This window comes from Mycobacterium sp. C31M (assembly GCF_053345865.1).
Window position 1 is genome coordinate 52,054 of the sequence record NZ_JBKFAX010000024.1, and the last position, 18,372, is coordinate 70,425.

The 18,372-nt window shown below is 67.5% G+C and carries 14 protein-coding genes; all 14 read left to right on the forward strand.

Features of this window, described 5'->3' with window-relative positions:
- Window position 1 precedes the first annotated feature (1 nt).
- The 14 genes from ACLBYA_RS28310 to ACLBYA_RS28375 all read left to right on the forward strand — a co-directional run bounded on the left by ACLBYA_RS28310 (window position 2) and on the right by ACLBYA_RS28375 (window position 18,361).
- Window positions 2–538, forward strand: a complete 537-nt coding sequence (locus tag ACLBYA_RS28310) for a phosphatase PAP2 family protein (RefSeq protein ID WP_447712803.1) — start codon at window positions 2–4, stop codon at window positions 536–538.
- Window positions 535–1,455 carry a decaprenyl-phosphate phosphoribosyltransferase gene (locus tag ACLBYA_RS28315; protein ID WP_447712804.1) on the forward strand — a complete coding sequence of 307 codons (921 nt, stop codon included), beginning with the start codon at window positions 535–537 and terminating at the stop codon, window positions 1,453–1,455. Before ACLBYA_RS28310 ends, ACLBYA_RS28315 begins: the two co-directional genes overlap by 4 nt.
- Window positions 1,433–3,397, forward strand: coding sequence for a flagellar motor control protein ZomB (zomB, locus tag ACLBYA_RS28320; RefSeq protein ID WP_447712805.1), 1,965 nt, complete (start codon window positions 1,433–1,435; stop codon window positions 3,395–3,397). Before ACLBYA_RS28315 ends, zomB begins: the two co-directional genes overlap by 23 nt.
- 148 nt (window positions 3,398–3,545) lie before the next feature.
- Window positions 3,546–4,502, forward strand: a complete 957-nt coding sequence (locus tag ACLBYA_RS28325) for an esterase family protein (RefSeq protein WP_447712806.1) — start codon at window positions 3,546–3,548, stop codon at window positions 4,500–4,502.
- Window positions 4,503–4,576: 74 nt separating this feature from the next.
- Entirely contained in the window at window positions 4,577–5,578 is a 1,002-nt protein-coding gene (locus ACLBYA_RS28330; RefSeq protein WP_447712807.1) for an esterase family protein, read from the forward strand.
- Between the two features lie 95 nt (window positions 5,579–5,673).
- Complete coding sequence (locus ACLBYA_RS28335) at window positions 5,674–6,561, forward strand: esterase family protein (protein WP_447712808.1); 888 nt, start codon at window positions 5,674–5,676, stop codon at window positions 6,559–6,561.
- 48 nt (window positions 6,562–6,609) lie between these two features.
- Window positions 6,610–7,098 (forward strand): DUF732 domain-containing protein, encoded by a 489-nt coding sequence (locus ACLBYA_RS28340; protein ID WP_447712809.1) that lies wholly within the window; start codon window positions 6,610–6,612, stop codon window positions 7,096–7,098.
- A gap of 34 nt (window positions 7,099–7,132) precedes the next feature.
- The gene (culp6, locus tag ACLBYA_RS28345) at window positions 7,133–8,146 is read left to right on the forward strand and encodes a carboxylesterase Culp6 (protein ID WP_447712810.1); all 1,014 of its coding nucleotides are present in this window, start codon (window positions 7,133–7,135) and stop codon (window positions 8,144–8,146) included.
- A 176-nt stretch (window positions 8,147–8,322) separates the two neighbouring features.
- Entirely contained in the window at window positions 8,323–10,224 is a 1,902-nt protein-coding gene (gene fadD32 / locus ACLBYA_RS28350) for a long-chain-fatty-acid--AMP ligase FadD32 (protein ID WP_447712811.1), read from the forward strand.
- A 44-nt stretch (window positions 10,225–10,268) separates the two neighbouring features.
- On the forward strand, window positions 10,269–15,569 hold the full coding sequence (gene pks13 / locus ACLBYA_RS28355) for a polyketide synthase Pks13 (RefSeq protein ID WP_447712812.1): 5,301 nt from the start codon (window positions 10,269–10,271) through the stop codon (window positions 15,567–15,569).
- Window positions 15,566–17,119 (forward strand): acyl-CoA carboxylase subunit beta, encoded by a 1,554-nt coding sequence (locus tag ACLBYA_RS28360; protein WP_447712813.1) that lies wholly within the window; start codon window positions 15,566–15,568, stop codon window positions 17,117–17,119. The genes pks13 and ACLBYA_RS28360 overlap by 4 nt, the downstream gene beginning before the upstream one ends.
- A complete protein-coding gene (locus ACLBYA_RS28365; protein WP_447712814.1) occupies window positions 17,120–17,494 on the forward strand; it encodes a hypothetical protein in 375 nt (124 codons plus the stop codon).
- Window positions 17,495–17,510: 16 nt separating this feature from the next.
- The gene (locus ACLBYA_RS28370) at window positions 17,511–17,912 is read left to right on the forward strand and encodes a hypothetical protein (protein WP_447712815.1); all 402 of its coding nucleotides are present in this window, start codon (window positions 17,511–17,513) and stop codon (window positions 17,910–17,912) included.
- Window positions 17,909–18,361 (forward strand): RDD family protein, encoded by a 453-nt coding sequence (locus ACLBYA_RS28375; protein WP_447712816.1) that lies wholly within the window; start codon window positions 17,909–17,911, stop codon window positions 18,359–18,361. The genes ACLBYA_RS28370 and ACLBYA_RS28375 overlap by 4 nt, the downstream gene beginning before the upstream one ends.
- The last annotated feature ends 11 nt before the right edge of the window (window positions 18,362–18,372 follow it).

Consider the following 18,372-nt stretch of genomic DNA (forward strand, 5'->3'; position numbering starts at 1 on the left):
GGTGGCAGCGGATCTGGCGCCCGAGGAAGCGGCGCTTGTCGCGGTGCAGGCCGCCCTGGCCGGGCGCCCGGGCGTGCTCGCCGGGGCCCGTGCCCTGTCGCACTTCGGTGAACACAGCGCAGGCTGGGTCGGCGTCTCGCTGCTCGGCGCGACGCTACAGCCGCGGCGCCGCCGGGCCTGGCTGACCGCGGGCATCGGTGCATTCGCCGCGCATGCCGCCGCGGTCGTGATCAAGCGGGTGGTCAAGCGCACCCGCCCCGACCACCCGGCCATCGCCGTCAACGTCGGGACCCCGAGCAAGCTCAGTTTTCCGTCGGCGCATGCCACCTCGACCACCGCGGCCGCGATCCTGATCGGCCGGGCGACCGACAGTCGCCTGCCCTGGCTGCTGATTCCGCCGATGGCGCTGTCGCGTCTGGTGCTCGGCGTGCACTACCCGACCGACGTGCTGACCGGCGCGGCCGTCGGCGCGGCGGTCGCCCAGACCGTCGGCACCGTCGCGGACCGCGCGGCGGCTCGAAAGGAATCGGCACAGTGAGCGAAGAACCCCACCCGACCGCCGGACCGCCGAAGAATCTGGCGTCGGGGATCGTCAAGGCGCTGCGTCCGCGCCAGTGGGTGAAGAACGTCCTGGTCTTCGCCGCGCCGGTGGCCGCCCTGGGCGACGACAGCTTCGTCGTCGAGGATTACCGCGAGGTCTTCATCAAGGTGCTGCTGGCCTTCGTGGTCTTCAGCCTGGCGGCCTCCTCGGTCTACCTGGTCAACGATGCCCAGGACGTGGAGGCCGACCGCGCGCACCCCACCAAGCGGTTCCGACCGATCGCCGCCGGGGTGGTGCCCGAATCGCTGGCCTACGGGCTGGCGGTGGTACTCGGGGTCGCCGCGCTGGGGATCTCCTGGCTGGTGTCCCCGAACCTGGCGGTGGTGATCGGTGTCTACATCGTCATCCAGCTAGGTTACTGCTTCGGCCTCAAACACCAGCCGGTCATCGATATCTGCATCGTGTCCTCGGGCTTCCTGATCCGGGCCATCGCCGGCGGTGTGGCCGCGGGAATCCAACTGTCGCAATGGTTCCTGCTGGTGATGGCCTTCGGCTCACTGTTCATGGCGGCCGGTAAGCGCTACGCGGAACTGCAGCTCGCCGAGCGCACCGGCGCGAAGATCCGCAAGTCGCTGGAGAGCTACACCAGCGGCTACCTGCGGTTCGTCTGGACGCTGGCCGCCACCGCAGTGGTGCTGTGTTATGCGCTGTTCGCCTTCGAGCGCGACGGCGGCTCAGCGTCCTGGTGGGCCGTGTCGATCATCCCGTTCACCATCGCAATCCTGCGGTACGCAGTCGACATCGACGGCGGGCACGCCGGCGAACCCGAGGAGATCGCACTGGGGGACCGGGTACTTCAAGTCCTCGCCCTGGCCTTGATCGGTACCGTCGGTGCGGCTGCCTACTTCAGTTGACCGGCTGGCCGGCACCACCGCCGCGCGGCTGAGCCAGTGGCCCGCGCTGCGTTACAGCGTGTCGGCGCGCATCAGCCTCTGGCTGTCGGTGCTGGTGGTCGCCGGACTGTTCGGCTGGGGTGCCTGGCAGCGTCGCTGGATGGCTGACGACGGCCTGATCGTGCTGCGCACCGTGCGGAATCTCTTGGCGGGCAACGGCCCGGTGTTCAACGCCGGAGAGCGTGTCGAGTCCAACACCTCGACACTGTGGACCTATCTGATCACCGCCGCGAGCTGGCTGGCCGGCCCGGTGCGGCTGGAGTACGTGGCGCTGGCGCTGGCGCTCGGCCTGAGTGTGGCCGGGGTGGTGTTCGTGATGCTGGGCACTGCGCGGCTGTACGCACCGGCTCTCGCGGGACGGCCTGCGCTGCTGCTGCCGGCCGGCGTGCTGGTGTACATCGCGGTACCGCCGGCGCGTGATTTCGCCTCCTCGGGGCTCGAAAACGGTTTGGTGCTGGCCTATGTCGGCCTGCTGTGGTGGCTGCTGGTGTGCTGGGCGCAGGCCGGGCGGGCGGTCGGTGCGGCGTTGATCGCGGCGCTGGCCTTCGTCGCCGGGTGCAGCGTGCTGGTCCGCCCCGAGCTGGCACTGGTCGGTGGCGGGGTGCTGGTGCTGATGGTGCTGGCGGCGGCCGGCTGGCGGCGCCGGGTGCTGATCGTGGCCGCGGGCGGGGCGCTGCCCGTCGCGTATCAGGTGTTCCGGATGGGCTACTACGGGCTGCTGGTCCCGCAGACCGCGATCGCCAAGGATGCCTCGGGTGCGAAATGGTCCCAGGGCCTGACCTATCTGGACAACTTCAACGGCCCGTATCTCCTGTGGGTGCCGCTGGTGCTGTTGGTGCTGCTGGCCTTGATTCTCGTGCGAGGGCGTGCCACGCAGCCCGCACCGGAAACTACCCCGGCCCGGGCCGGGCGCATCGCGCGCCTGGTGCAGAACCCCACCGCCGCAGTCATCTTCATCGTCGCCAGCGGCCTGATCCAGGCCGTCTACTGGGTGCGCCAGGGCGGCGACTTCATGCACGGCCGGGTGTTGCTGACCGCCATGTTCCTGATGCTGGCGCCGGTCGCGGTCATCCCGATCACCGTGGCCGACCGCGCCGAGCTGGCCCGGCGCAGCGCGTACCTGCTGACCGGATCGGCCGGTGTGCTGTGGGTCGCGATCGCGGGATGGGCTGTTTGGGCGGCCAATTCGCCCGGTATGGGTTCGGACGCCACCCGCGTCACCTACACCGGAATCGTCGACGAGCGACGGTTCTACGCCCAGGCCACCGGGCACGCCCACCCGCTGACCGCTGCCGACTATCTGGACTACCCGCGGATGCGCGCGGTGCTGGTGGCCCTACGCAACACCCCCGACGGTGCGTTGCTGCTGCCGTCGGGGAACTACGACGTGTGGGATGTCGTCCCGGCCTTCCCGCCGCCACCGGATCGACCGCCCGGTGAAACCGGGCCGCACACAGTGTTTTTCACGAACATGGGCATGCTCGGCATGAACGTGGGCCTCGATGTCCGGGTGATCGACCAGATTGGTCTGACCAACCCGCTGGCGGCGCACACCGTGCGTCTGGAGGATGCCCGCATCGGACACGACAAGAATCTCTTCCCGGACTGGGCGGTGGCCGAGGGGCCGTTCCTCAAGGAGCGGCCCTGGATCCCGCAGTATCTCGACGAGGACTGGATCGCCAGGGCCGAGATCGCGCTGAAATGCCCGCAGACCGAGGCGATACTCAATGCGGTGCGCGCGCCGATGGGACCGCACCGGTTCCTGTCCAACTTCGCGCACGCCATGGAATTCGGCAGCTACCGCATCGACCGGGTCCCGCTCTACGAGTTGTACCGCTGTGGCCTGGAGATTCCGCCGCCCAAGAGCCCCGAATACACCGGACTGCCCGCGACCGGACCGTGATCTGGCTAACACGGGTTTTGCGACCGCGGTAACGACGTGGTTATGGTCTGCCGATAGTAGAAGCGTGGCCATGAACGCCCGCTGCGGTAGGCCGCCTGGTGATTCGGCGGTGACCGCATCACCAGTGAGACGGACGGATGGACACAGCATGCGTAGGACGTTGACCCTGCTACGAGGTGCGCTGGCAGCGGTGATCGCGCTGACCGCGGTGGCCGTCGTTCCTGCGCCGGCCTCGTCGGCCTTCTCCCGAGAGGGCCTGCCGGTCGAGTACCTGGACGTGTTCTCCACGGCGATGAACCGCAACATCCGGGTGCAGTTCCAGGCCGGCGGTCCGAATGTGGTGTATCTGCTCGACGGGTTGCGCGCCCAGGACGATTACAACGGCTGGGATATCAACACCCCGGCCTTCGAATGGTTCCACGATTCGGGACTGTCGGTGGTGATGCCGGTCGGTGGGCAGTCCAGCTTCTACAGCGACTGGTACTCGCCCTCGTCGTTCAACAATCAGGCCTACACCTACAAGTGGGAAACCTTCTTGACCAGCGAGCTGCCGCAGTGGCTGGCCGCCGACAAGCAGATCTCGCCGACTGGTAACGGGGTGGTGGGGCTGTCGATGGCCGGTGGCGCCGCACTGGTGCTGGCCGCCTATCACCCGGCCCAGTTCCGTTATGCCGCAGCACTGTCCGGCTTCCTCAACCCGTCCACCGCGTTCATGAAGCAGGCCATCAGGGTCGCCATGCTGGACGCCGGCGGTTACAACGTGGACAACATGTGGGGCCCGCCGTGGGACCCTGCCTGGAAGCGCAACGACCCCGTCGAACAGGTCGGCAAACTGGTCGCAGCTGGCACTAGGCTGTGGATCTACTGTGCGCCAGGGGGTTCCACACCGCTGGACACCGATGCCGACCCGGCGCAGAAGTTCAACGCCGATAGCCTGGAAGGGCTGGCGATCGGCAGTAACAAGAAGTTCCAGGAACGTTATACCGCCGCCGGTGGCACCAACGCGACGTTCAACTTCCCTGCTGCGGGTAATCATTCGTGGGCCTACTGGGGTGCCCAATTGCAGGAGCTGAAGCCAGATCTGATCGCGACGCTGGTCCGCTGATCCCAGCTTGTTGTGGTTGACTACTCACCGCACTCGCGGCCAGTAGTGGCCTGACAGATGGGGTTTCACCGGATATGAGTTTTGTCGAGAAGATGCGTGGCGCAACACGGCGACTGGTGGTGGCCGCCGCAGCGGCCGCGGTGCTGCCCGCCCTGGTGAGCGCGGTCGGTGACCCGGCCACCGCAGGCGCCTTCTCGCGACCCGGACTGCCGGTCGAATACCTCGACGTCCCGTCGGCCGGTATGGGCCGCGACATCCGCATCCAGTTCCAGAGCGGTGGCGAGAACGCGCCGGCGTTGTACCTGCTGGACGGTCTGCGAGCCCAGGATGATTTCAACGGCTGGGATATCAACACCGCGGCCTTCGAATGGTACGAAGGCTCGGGGCTGTCGGTGATCATGCCCGTCGGCGGACAGTCGAGCTTCTACTCGGACTGGTACAAACCGGCCAAGGGCAAGTTCGGCACCTACACCTACAAATGGGAGACCTTCCTCACCCAGGAGCTGCCCGCCTGGCTGGCCGCCAATCGTCAGGTCAAGCCGACCGGCAGTGCGGCCGTCGGACTGTCGATGGCGGGCTCGGCCGCGCTGACGATGGCCGTCTACCACCCGCAGCAGTTCCCCTACGCCGCCGCGTTGTCGGGCTTCCTCAACCTGTCCGAGGGTTGGTGGCCGATGCTCGTCGGCCTGTCGATGGGCGACGCCGGCGGGTTCAAGTCCGAGGACATGTGGGGCCCGTCCAGCGATCCGGCCTGGAAGCGCAACGACCCGTACGTGAACATCGACAAGCTGATCGCCAACAACACCCGCATCTGGGTGTACTGCGGTGACGGCACCCCGTCGGACCTCGACGCCGGGGCCAGCGCGGGCAACCTGTTCAACGCGAAGTTCCTGGAGAGCTTCACGCTGCGGACCAACAAGACCTTCCGCGACACCTATATCGCCAACGGCGGAACCAACGGTGTCTTCAACTTCCCGGAGAACGGCACCCACAGCTGGGGCTACTGGGGCTCGCAGCTGCAGGCGATGAAGCCGGATATCCAGCGCGTGCTGGGCGCGACACCCGCCGCGCAGTAACCGATAACCGTCAGTCGTTCAGCGGACGTCCCCGCCGTGATGTGCAACACTGCAACGCGGTGGCTGGGAGTTCACTGAGCGAAAGAGGGCGGGACATGAGACTGCAGGCCGTGATGTACGCGGTGCTGATGGCGCTGGGCCTGTGGACGGTCACGGCCGTGGTGGACAACCCGGCCAAGGCCGACGGTGTCGAATACCTGATGGTGCCCTCGGCCGCGATGGGCCGCGATATCCCGGTGGCATTCCAGGCGGGCGGGCCGCACGCGGTGTACCTGCTCGACGCGTTCAACGGCGCCCCGGACATCAGCAACTGGGTGACCGCGGGTAACGCGATGAACACGCTGGCGGGCAAGGGCATCTCGGTGGCTGCCCCGGCCGGCGGCGCCTGGAGCCTCTACACCAACTGGGAGCAGGACGGCTCCAAGCAGTGGGAGACCTTCCTGGCCACCGAGTTGCCGAACTGGTTGGCGGCAAACAAGGGTCTGGCCCCGGGCGGGCACGGTGTCGTGGGCGCCGCCCAGGGTGGCACCGGCGCGCTGATGCTGGCGACCTTCCACCCCGACCGGTTCCGCTACGCCGGCTCGCTGTCGGGTTTCCTCACCCCGTCGCGCACCTTCGAGAACGGTGCGATCACCGCTGGGATGGCCCAGTTCGGCGGGGTCAACACGCACAACATGTGGGGCCCGGTGCAGTTCGGCCGGTGGAAGTGGCATGACCCCGATGTGCACGCGCAGCTGTTGGTGGACAACAACACCCGGCTGTGGATCTTCAGCCCGCAGACCACCACGTGCAGCGACCCGGCGGCGATGATCAACGACTGCGCCCAGGCCCAGGGCAGCAACCGGACCTTCTATTCGCACTACCGCTCGATCGGTGGCCGCAACGGGCACTTCGACTTCCCGACCGGCGGCCAGCACGACTGGGGCAACTGGGCGCCGCAGCTGGCGGCCCTGTCCGGTGACCTGGCGGCCGCCATCAGCTGACGGTTTGATCACGTTCCAAGGGCCCGGCCGGACAGCCGGTACCGTGGAATGGTGCAGCGCAACCGACGGTCCGATGCGGGTCTGGCAAAGTGGCCAGTCGTCTCGTTGACCCCGCTGATGCTGGCCTCGGTGGCCGCGCTGTCCTGTGGCTGCTCCGTCGGTGACACCACATTGACGACCATCGGGATGGCCGCCCCCGAGTCCACGGTGGCCCACGCCGAGGGCATGGTGGGGGCAAGCCGGGCCGGCGGGCACAGCGCGCACCTGACCGTGACACCGCGCCAGCAGACCTATCTGGATGCCCTCGTCGACGCCGGGGTTCGGCCGTCGGAGGATCTGATGGCGCTGAGCATCGGCGCCTATGTCTGCCAGGCCCGTGCGGCCAAACAATCCGAGCAGGCGGTGTGGGATTTTGTCCTCCCGCTGGTACGCAACGACCTCAGCGATGCCCATGACAGTTCGTTCGCGCCGGAGGTCGCCGAGGTCGACACCACCACCGCTGACTACATTCGGATCGCAACCGAACGGCTCTGCTGAACGCAGCGCACGGACCTTCTGGAGTAACTGACGCATGGCCAAAAACAGCCGACGCAAACGGCACCGCATCCTCGGCCTGGCCGCGGCAATTGCGGTCACTGTCCTGGTGGCGGTGCTGGTGGCCGGTGTCGTCATCTGGCTGCGCCAGCCCGACACCCCGCCGATTGCCACACCGCCGGGACAACCGACCGATGTGCCGACCGCGGTGCCGCCGACCGGTAAGCCGCGTCCCGAGTTCCAGGACGCCAGTTGCCCCGATGTGCAGCTGGTGTCGATCCCGGGCACCTGGGAGTCCTCGCGCGTGCTCGACCCGCTGAACCCGGTGCAGTTCCCGATCGCCCTGCTGCTCAACGTGACCAACCCGCTGCGCGCCGAATTCGGCACCGACCGGGTCGAGATCTACACCGTTCCGTACACCGCGCAGTTCCACAATCCGTTCTCGGCCGACGGCCAGATGTCCTACAACGACAGCCGTGCCGAGGGGCATGACGCCACGGTGCGGGCCATCACGGATATGAACAACCGGTGCCCGCTGACCAGTTACCTGCTGGTCGGCTTCTCCCAGGGCGCGGTCATCGCCGGCGATATCGCCAGCGATATCGGTAACGGCCGCGGACCCGTGGACCAGGACCTGGTGCTCGGTGTCGGACTGATCGCCGACGGCCGCCGCCAGGACGGTGTCGGCCAGGGCCTGCCTGCCAACCCGCCGGGCCAGGGTGCGGAGATCACGCTGCACGAGTTGCCGATGCTGTCGGCCATGGGACTGACGATGACCGGACCCCGCGACGGCGGCTTCGGTGCACTGGACGACCGCACCTTCCAGATCTGCGCCAACGGTGACCTGATCTGCGCGGCGCCGGAATCGGCATTCTCCATCGGCAACCTGCCCGCGACCATCGAGTCACTGCTGGGCAGCACCCGGGGTCCGGTGCACGCGCTGTACAACACCCCCCAATTCTGGCAATTGAACGGGCAGACCTCGACGCAGTGGACGCTGGACTGGGCGCGCAATCTGCTGCAGAACGCGCCAGAGCCCAAGCACGGCTAGTGAAGCGACTCGCCGGTAACCAGATTTGGCCTGCGGGAATCGGTCACTTAACATTAAGAAAAAACTAAGAGTGGCCACTGGTCGGCCTGGTGTCGTCAAAAGGCTTGACCCTTCGCCCCGGGTAGGATCTTCGGGGCTCGCGCAGACCGTGCGAAGTGCTGTGACAGGAGTAATTGATGCCGTTTCACAATCCGTTCATCAAGAACGGACAGATCAAGTTCCCTGACAGTGCGAGCGTCGTCGCCCACGTCGAGCGCTGGGCCAAGGTCCGCGGCGACAAGCTGGCGTACCGCTTCCTCGACTACTCCACCGAACGTGACGGCGTCGCGCGTGAGATGACCTGGGCACAGTTCAGCGCCCGCAACAAGGCCGTGGCCGCCCGGCTGCAGCAGGTCACCGCCGAAGGTGACCGGGTCGCGATCCTGAGCCCGCAGAACCTCAACTACCTGGTCGCCATGTATGGCGCCATCTACGCCGGGCGCGTTGCCGTGCCGCTGTTCGACCCGTCCGAACCCGGTCACGTCGGCCGGCTGCATGCCGTGCTCGACGACTGCGCGCCGTCGGCCGTGCTGACCACCACCGACGCCGCCGAGGGCGTGCGCAAGTTCTTCCGCACCCGCCCGGCCGACAAGCGTCCGCGTGTCATCGCCGTCGACGCCGTGCCCGACGAGGTGGGCACCACCTGGGAGCGGGTCGAGGCCACCAATGACACCGTCGCCTACCTGCAGTACACCTCCGGCTCCACCCGTATCCCCACCGGTGTGCAGATCACCCACCTCAACCTGGCGACCAACATCGTCCAGATCATCGAGGCGCTGGAGGGCGAGGAGGGCGACCGCGGGCTGTCCTGGCTGCCGTTCTTCCACGACATGGGTCTGATCACCGCGCTGCTGGCGCCGATGATCGGCCACCACTTCACCTTCATGACCCCCGCCGCGTTCGTGCGCCGCCCGAGCCGCTGGATCCGGGAGATGGCCCGCAAGCCCGATGACACCGGCGGTGTCATCTCGGTGGCCCCGAACTTCGCCTTCGACCACGCCGCCGCGCGTGGTCTGCCCAAAGACGGTGAGCCCGAACTCGACCTGTCCAACGTCAAGGCTGTTCTCAACGGCAGCGAGCCGATCTCGGCGGCCACCGTGCGCCGCTTCAACGAGGCCTTCGGCCCGTACGGCTTCCCGGCCAAGGCCATCAAGCCGTCCTACGGTCTGGCCGAGGCGACGCTGTTCGTGTCGACGACACCGTCGGCCGAGGAGCCCAAGATCATCACCGTCGACCGGGACGCGCTGAACACCGGCACCATCGTCGAGGTACCCGCCGATTCGCCAAAGGCGGTCGCGCAGGCCTCGGCCGGCAAGGTCGGTGTCTCGGAGTGGGCGACCATCGTGGACGCCGAGTCGGCCACCGAGTTGCCCGACGGTCAGATCGGCGAGATCTGGATCAGCGGCCCGAACATGGGCACCGGCTACTGGGGCAAGCCGGACGCCACCATCGAGACGTTCCACAACATCCTGAAGTCGCGGACCAGCCCGTCACATGCCGAGGGTGCCGCCGACGATGCCACCTGGGTGCGCACCGGTGACTACGGCGCCTTCTACGACGGTGACCTCTACATCACCGGCCGCGTCAAGGACCTGGTGATCATCGACGGCCGCAACCACTACCCGCAGGACCTGGAGTACTCGGCGCAGGAGGCCACCAAGGCCGTGCGAACCGGTTTCGCCGCGGCGTTCTCGGTACCGGCCAACCAGCTGCCCGCCGAGGTCTTCGACGATGCGCACGCCGGGTTGAAGTTCGATGCCGAGGACAGCTCCGAGCAGCTGGTCATCGTGGCCGAGCGGGCCGCCGGTTCGCACAAGCTGGAACTGGCCCCGATCATCGACGACATCCGGGCCGCCATCGCCGTGCGCCACGGCGTGACGGTGCGCGATGTGCTGCTGACCGCGGCCGGCGCCATCCCACGTACCTCCAGCGGCAAGATCGGCCGGCGTGCCTGCCGGGCGGCCTACCTCGACGGCAGCCTGCGCAGCGGAAAGATCGCCAACGACTTCCCCGACGAGGCGGACTCCAGCCACCTCTGACTCGCGCAACCCAGGCCGCAGTGCGGCGAAAGTGAACAGTGAAAATGACTGAAGCGCAAGATAATTCACCGGCCCGGGGCGACATGACGGTCGCCGAGATGCGCGAATGGCTGCGCAACTGGGTCGCCAACGCGACCGGCCAGTCGGCGGACTCGATCAACGAGTCGGCACCGGTCGTCGAGCTGGGATTGTCCTCGCGTGACGCGGTGGCGATGGCCAGTGACATCGAGGACCTGACCGGTGTCACGCTGACCGCCACCGTGGTGTTCCGCAACCCCACCATCGAGGCGCTGGCCACCGTCATCATCGAGGGTGAGCCCGAGCCCGAGTTGAACGCCGACGAGGACTGGACCCGTGCGCCCGGGGTCGAGGACATTGCGATCGTCGGTATCGCGACCCGGTTCCCCGGTGAGATGAACAGCGCGGACCAGATGTGGGAAGCGCTGCTGGAGGGGCGTGACGCGAGTTCCGATCTGCCCGAAGGTCGCTGGTCGGAGTTCCTCGGTGAGCCCCGCATCGCCGAGCGTGTCGCCAAGGCGCACACCCGCGGCGGCTACCTGTCCGATATCAAGGGTTTCGACTCCGAGTTCTTCGCGCTGTCGAAGATGGAAGCCGACAACATCGATCCGCAGCAGCGGATGGCCCTCGAGCTGACCTGGGAAGCCCTGGAGCATGCCCGCATCCCGGCGTCGAGCCTGCGCGGCGGCGATGTCGGTGTGTACGTGGGTAGTTCGAACAACGACTATATGTTCCTGGCCGTCGCGGATCCGACGACCGCGCACCCGTATGCCATCACCGGCACCACGAGCTCCATCATCGCCAACCGGGTGTCCTACTTCTTCGACTTCCGCGGGCCGTCCGAATCCATCGACACCGCCTGCTCCTCCTCGCTGGTCGCCGCGCACCAGGGTGTGCGCGCCCTGCGCACCGGCGAGATCGACGTCGCCGTCGTCGGTGGGGTGAACGCGATGGTGACCCCGTTGGTCACCATCGGTTTCGATGAGGTCGGCGGTGTGCTGGCCCCGGACGGCCGGTGCAAGTCGTTCTCCTCGGACGCCAACGGTTACGCCCGCTCCGAGGGCGGCGGCATCCTGGTGCTCAAGCGGGTCTCCGACGCACGGCGCGACGGCGACGACATCATCGCCGTCATCGCCGGCAGCGCGGTCAACCACGATGGACGCTCCAACGGCATGCTGGCGCCCAACCCGGACGCCCAGGAAGCCGTGCTGCGCAAGGCTTACAAGGACGCCGGTATCAACCCGCGCGATGTCGACTACATCGAGGCGCACGGCACCGGCACCATCCTCGGTGATCCGATCGAGGCGGACGCGCTGGGTCGGGTGGTCGGCCTGGGCCGCGCCGACGACAAGCCCGCACTGCTGGGTGCGGTGAAATCCAATGTGGGCCATCTGGAGTCGGCCGCCGGTGCGGCCAGCCTTGCCAAGATGGCGCTGTCGCTGCGGCATGACAAGCTGCCGCCGTCGATCAACTACGCGGGCCCCAACCCGTACATCGATTTCGACAAGGAACACCTCAAGGTCAACAACACCGTCAGCGACTGGCCGCGTTACAGCGGGCACGCCATCGCCGGTGTGTCCGGCTTCGGTTTCGGTGGAGCCAACGCGCACCTGGTGCTGCGCGAGGTGCTGCCGACCGATCTGGTCGAACCCGAGCCGGAAGCGCCTGTCGCCGAGGAGAAGTCGGCTGCCGAAGAATCCAGTCTCGGTGGCAAGCGGATGGATGAGTACGGCGAGTTTGTCGAAGATGAGCCGGAGTACCCCGCCTACGACGAGGGCAACTACGAGCTGCCGGGGCTGACCGATGAGGCCCAGCGCCTGATCGACGAGGGCCGCGCCGCGATCGCCGCAGCCGAACCGGTGAAGCCCATTGTGCCGCTGTTCATCTCCGGATTCCTGACATCGCGCAAGCGCGCTGCCGCCGCGGAGTTGGCCGACTGGATCGACAGCGAGGCCGGCCGGGCCGCCTCGCTGGAGTCGATCGGCCGGTCGCTGTCGCGCCGCAACCACGGCCGCTCTCGCGCGGTCGTGCTGGCCCACGATCACGACGAGGCCGTCAAGGGTCTGCGCTATATCGCCGAGGGCAAGCAGAGCCCGATGGTGCTGGCCGCCGACGGGCCGGTCACCAGCGGACCGGTGTGGGTTTTCGCCGGGTTCGGTGCGCAGCACCGCAAGATGGGCAAGGACCTGTACCTGCGCGACGATGTGTTCGCGGAGTGGATCAACAAGGTCGACGCCCTCATCCAGGACGAGCGCGGTTACTCGGTGGTCGAGCTGATCCTCGACGACGCGATCGACTACACGGCAGAGACCTGCGAGTACCCCATCGAGGTCGTGCAGACGGTCATCTTCGCGCTGCAGATCGCACTCGGGGAGCTGCTGCGTCACCACGGGGCCAAACCCGGTGCGGTGGTGGGTCAGTCGCTCGGTGAGGCCGCGGCGGCGTACTTCTCCGGCGGTTTGTCGCTGGCCGATGCCACCCGCACCATCTGCTCGCGCGCCCACCTGATGGGTGAGGGTGAGGCGATGCTGTTCGGTGAGTACATCCGGTTGATGGCCCTGGTCGAGTACTCGGCTGAGGAGATCAAGACCGTCTTCGCCGATTACCCGGGCCTGGAGGTGTGCGTCTATGCCGCACCGACCCAGACCGTCATCGGTGGTCCGCCCGAGCAGATCGACGCGATCGTGGCCCGCGCCGAGGCCGAGGGCAAGTTCGCCCGCAAGCTGCAGACCAAGGGAGCCAGCCACACTCAGCAGATGGACCCGCTGCTCGGTGAGCTGTCGGCCGAACTGCAGGGTATCGAGGCGCTGGCATTGCAGACCGGCTACTTCTCCACCGTGCACGAGGGCAAGTTCCTCCGCGCCGGTGCCGAACCGATCCACGATGTCGACTACTGGAAGAAGGGGCTGCGGCACAGCGTCTACTTCACCCACGGCATCCGCAACGCGGTCGACAACGGACACACCACCTTCCTGGAGCTGGCTCCGAATCCGGTGGCGCTCATGCAGGTGGGATTGACGACGGCTGCCGCAGGTCTCCATGATGCCCAGCTGGTGGCGACCCTGGCCCGCAAGCAGGACGAGGTCGACTCCATGGTCACGGCCATGGCGCACCTCTACGTGCACGGCCACGATCTGGACCCGCGTTCGCTGTTCCCGCGCACCTCGGGCGGACTGGCCGGGGCGCTGGACTTCGCCGATATCCCGCTCACCCGGTTCAAGCGCAAGCAGCACTGGCTGGATGCCCGGTTCACCGGTGACAGCTCGGTCGTCATGCCGGGTACCCATGTGGCCACCCCGGACGGCCGGCACGTCTGGGAGTACGCCCCCGACGGTGCTGCCGATCTGGCCGGCCTGGTGAAAGCCGCTGCCGCACAGGTGCTTCCCGATGCGGTGCTGACGGCCTCCGAGCAGCGGGCGGTGCCGGCCGACAACGCGCGGCTGGTGACCACACTGACCCGGCATCCCGGTGGTGCTGCGGTGCAGGTGCACGCGCGTATCGATGAATCGTTCACCCTGGTCTACGACGCCATCGTGACCCGGGCCGGTCAGCAGACCACGCTGCCCACCGCGGTCGGCGCGGGCACCGTCGCCCAGATCGAGGCGGCGCCGGTCGCCGTCGAAGAGCCGGAGGACACGCCTGCGTTCGAGGCCGACAACCTGACCGCCGGGGCCAATCTCGGCGCGGGCTTTGCCAAGTGGAGCCCGGAATCCGGTGAGACCGTGGCCCAGCGCCTGGGCACCATCGTCGGCAGTGCCATGGGTTACGAACCCGAGGACCTGCCGTGGGAGGTGCCGCTGATCGAGCTGGGCCTGGATTCGTTGATGGCCGTGCGCATCAAGAACCGCGTCGAATACGACTTCGACCTGCCGCCCATTCAGCTGACCGCGGTACGGGACGCCAACCTGTACGCGGTGGAGAAGCTGATCCAGTACGCGATCGAGCATCGTGACGAGGTCGGTGAACTGGCCGAGGCGCAGAAGGGGCAGACCGCCGAGGAGATCGCGGCGTCCCAGGCCGAGCTGATGGGTGGGGCCACCACGGTCGCCGAACTGGAGGCCAAGCTGGCCGAGGCGGGTCATCCGTTGGGGGACAGGGAAGACGCGGCCGAGACCACCGCGGAATCGCTGGCCGAGGTGGGCATCGAGATCCCGCCGCCGCCGACAGATCCGAGCGGCCCGGCCAAGAAGAACGCCACCGCTGCGGCTGCCGCGGCCAAGGTGCTCACGCAGGAGGCCGTCACCGAGGCGCTCGGCGCCGACGTCCCGCCGCGTGATGCCGCCGAACGTGTCACCTTCGCCACCTGGGCGATCGTCACCGGCAAGTCGCCGGGCGGCATCTTCAACGAATTGCCGTCGGTCGACGCCGATACCGCGGCCAAGCTGGCCACCCGACTGTCCGAACGCGCCGAGGGGCACATCGGCGTGGAGCAGGTGACGGCAGCCAAGACCATCGAGGCACTGGCCACCCACGTCCGCGATCAGCTCGAGGACGGTGTGGTCGACGGGTTCGTCCGGACGCTGCGCCCGCCGACCGGTGACGGAAACGCCGTACCGCTCTTCGTTTTCCATCCCGCAGGCGGGTCGACGGTGGTCTACGAGCCGCTGATCAAGCGACTGCCCGCGGACATCCCGGTGTACGGCATCGAACGTGTCGAGGGATCCATCGAGGAGCGGGCCGCCGAATACGTGCCCAAACTGCTCGAACTGCACAAGGGTCCGTTCGTGCTGGCGGGCTGGTCGCTCGGTGGGGCACTGGCCTACGCCTGCGCCATCGGGCTGAAGCAGTCCGGCGCCGACGTGCGCTTCGTCGGCCTGATCGACTGTGTGCGCCCCGGAGTGCCGATCGACCAGACCCAGGCCGGGATGCGGGCCCGGTGGGACCGATACGCCCGCTTCGCCGAGCGCACGTTCAACGTCGAGATCCCCGAGATCCCGTACGAGGAGCTGGAGAAGCTCGACGACGAGGGCCAGGTGCGCTACGTGCTGGACATCGTCGGTGAGAGCGGGGTGCAGATCCCCGGTGGCATCATCGAGCACCAGCGCACCTCCTATCTGGACAACCGGGCGCTCGACACCATCGAGCTGCGGCCCTACGACGGGCACGTCACGCTCTACATGGCCGACCGCTACCACGATGACGCCATCGTCTTCGAACCCGCCTACGCCACTCGGCAACCCGACGGCGGCTGGGGTGAGGCGGTCTCGGATCTGGAGGTCGTGCAGATCGGCGGCGAGCACATCCAGGCCATCGACGAACCGATCATCGCCAAGGTCGGCGCGCACATGAGCGAAGCGATCAACCGCATCGAGAGCGAGAGCAAGTGAGCAACAAGACCACAGCGGAATTGCTGGCCGAACTTCGCGAAAAGCTGGAGCTGGCCAAGGATCCCGGTGACGAGAAGGCCAAGGCCCGGCGCGACAAGAAGGGCATCCCGTCGGCCCGGGCTCGCATCCATGCGCTACTGGACCCGGGCAGCTTCCTGGAGATCGGTGCGCTGGCCAAGACCCCGGGTGATCCGAATGCGTTCTTCGGCGACGGTGTGGTCACCGGTCACGGCACCATCGACGGCCGCCCGGTCGGTGTGTTCAGCCACGACCAGACGGTGTTCCAGGGCTCGGTCGGCGAGATGTTCGGCCGCAAGGTCGCCAAGCTGATGGAGTGGGTGGCCATGGTCGGCTGCCCGATCATCGGGATCAACGACTCGGCCGGTGCCCGTATCCAGGACACCGCGACGTCATTGGCGTGGTACGCCGAGCTCGGCCGCCGGCACGAGATGCTGCGCGGACTGGTCCCCGAGATCTCGCTGATCTTCGGCAAGTGTGCCGGCGGTGCCGTGTACTCGCCCATCCAGACCGATCTTGTTGTCGCCGTGCGTGATCAGGGCTACATGTTCATCACCGGTCCCGACGTCATCAAGGACGTGACCGGTGAGGACGTCAGCTTCGACGAACTCGGTGGCGCCGATGTGCAGGCCCAGCGCGGCAACATCCACAAGGTGGTGGAATCCGAGTCCGCGGCGTACCAGTACGTCCGTGACTACCTGAGCTTCCTGCCGCCCAACCACTTCGACGACGCACCGATCGTCAACCCGGGCCTGGAGCCCGAGATCACCGCGCACGACCTGGAACTCGACAGCATCGTGCCGGACTCGGACAACATGGGTTACGACATGCACGAGATCCTGCTGCGGATCTTCGACGACGGTGACATCTTCGAGATCGCCGAACAGCGCAGCCCGTCGATGATCACCGCCTTCGCCCGCGTCGACGGACGTCCGGTGGGTGTGATCGCCAACCAGCCGATGCACATGTCCGGGGCGGTCGGCAACGAGGCCTCCGACAAGGCCGCCGGATTCATCCGGTTCTGCGACTCGTTCAACCTGCCGCTGGTGTTCGTCGTCGACACCCCGGGCGCCATGCCCGGTGTCGAGGAGGAGAAGGGCGGCATCATCAAACGCGGTGGCCGGTTCTTCAACGCCATCGTCGAGGCCGATGTCCCCAAGGTGACGATCATCATCCGCAAGGCGTACGGCGGCGGATACGCGGTGATGGGTTCCAAGCAGCTCTCGGCGGACCTGAACTACGCGTGGCCGACCGCCCGTATCGCGGTGATCGGTGCCGAGGGCGCCGCACAACTGCTGGTCAAGCGTTTCCCCGACCCGACCGCGCCGGAGGTGCAGAAGATCCGGGCCGATTTCATCGAGGGCTACAACGCCAACCTGGCAACCCCGTGGATCGCCGCCGAGCGTGGCTACATCGACGGTGTCATCGAGCCACACCAGACCCGGCTGCTGATCCGGCAGTCGCTGCGGCTGCTGCGGGACAAGCAGCCGGTCAAGAAAGTGCTGCGCAAGCACGGCCTGACGCCGCTGTAGGTGGACGACGCCGACGAGCACCCGGGCGTCAAGATCATGGGGTGGATCTTGATGGCGGTGTTCGTCGCCGGAATGGGGATCCATCTGTGGATCGCGAACGAGCAGGACCGCAGGGACGCCTGGGACATCGTTCCGATCGGCGCCCGGTGCGAGACGTTGGGTGCCGAGGAACGGACCTACGACGACCGACCCGTGTACTGCGTGGCATTCCCGGACTACGGCCTGCAGGTCTGGTCGTGGCGGCAGGTGGACCTGCAGGCGCCGGTGCCGGCTCCGGCGGGTCCGTTCGAGGCGCAGGTGCGGGTGTGCATGCACCAGGCGCAGCTCGACGAACGCAACTGTGCCGCCGCCATCAGGCAGTACGAAGGTCGATGAGTTCTACGATGCAACGGTGTCCGAACCTCCGCTGGTCGTCACCGTCGCCCTCGGCGCCGCCGCCACCGCAGCCGACGGTGTCGCGGCGGTCTACCGCGGCGCCGAACGGCTGCCGCTGGTCGGGGGCTGGCTGCGCCGCGGGCGTGCGGATCTGGCGGTCCGCGGTGAGCGCGTCCTGGCCGCCGGTATCGACACGATCCTGGACCAGCTCGATCTGAACAAGTTGGCCCGCGAACGGCTGGACCTGGTCGGGTTGGCCGACGAGGTCGTCGACGGTATCGATCTGCCCGCCATCATCCGGCAGTCCACCGATTCGGTGACCGCCGAGGTGATGACCGATGTCCGCACTCAGGGCGAACGTGCCGATGACCTGGTGTCCGGATTTGTCGACCGGCTGCTCGGCCGGGATCCGCAGTGAGATCTGCGCGGCCCGCCGCGGTGTCCGAACCGGCGCGAGGGGCAGGCATCGTCAGCCGTGGCGTCGCCGCGGTCCTGGATCTCGTGGTGGTCGGGATCGTGCTCGGCGGGCTCTACGTGGGCCTGATCCTCGCCCGGCTGATGTTCAACCCGTCCTCGTTCAGCCTGCCGACGGTCAACATCATCTTCTCCACCGCGGTCATGTTCAGCGTCGCGGTGCTGTATCTGACCGGGTGCTGGGCGGTGTCGGGTTGCACCGTCGGCGCCGCCTTCATGGGACTACGTGTCGTCGGGCGCCGCGGTGGTCGGACGGCACCGGTGGTGGCGCTGCTACGGGCGGTGGTATGTGTGCTGTTCCCGGTCGGCCTGCTCTGGGTCGTCCTGGATCGCCGACGAAGGTCGTTGCAGGACATTGTGTTCGGTACCCGGGTCGTGTATGTCCGGCCTTGACTGGCGGCGCC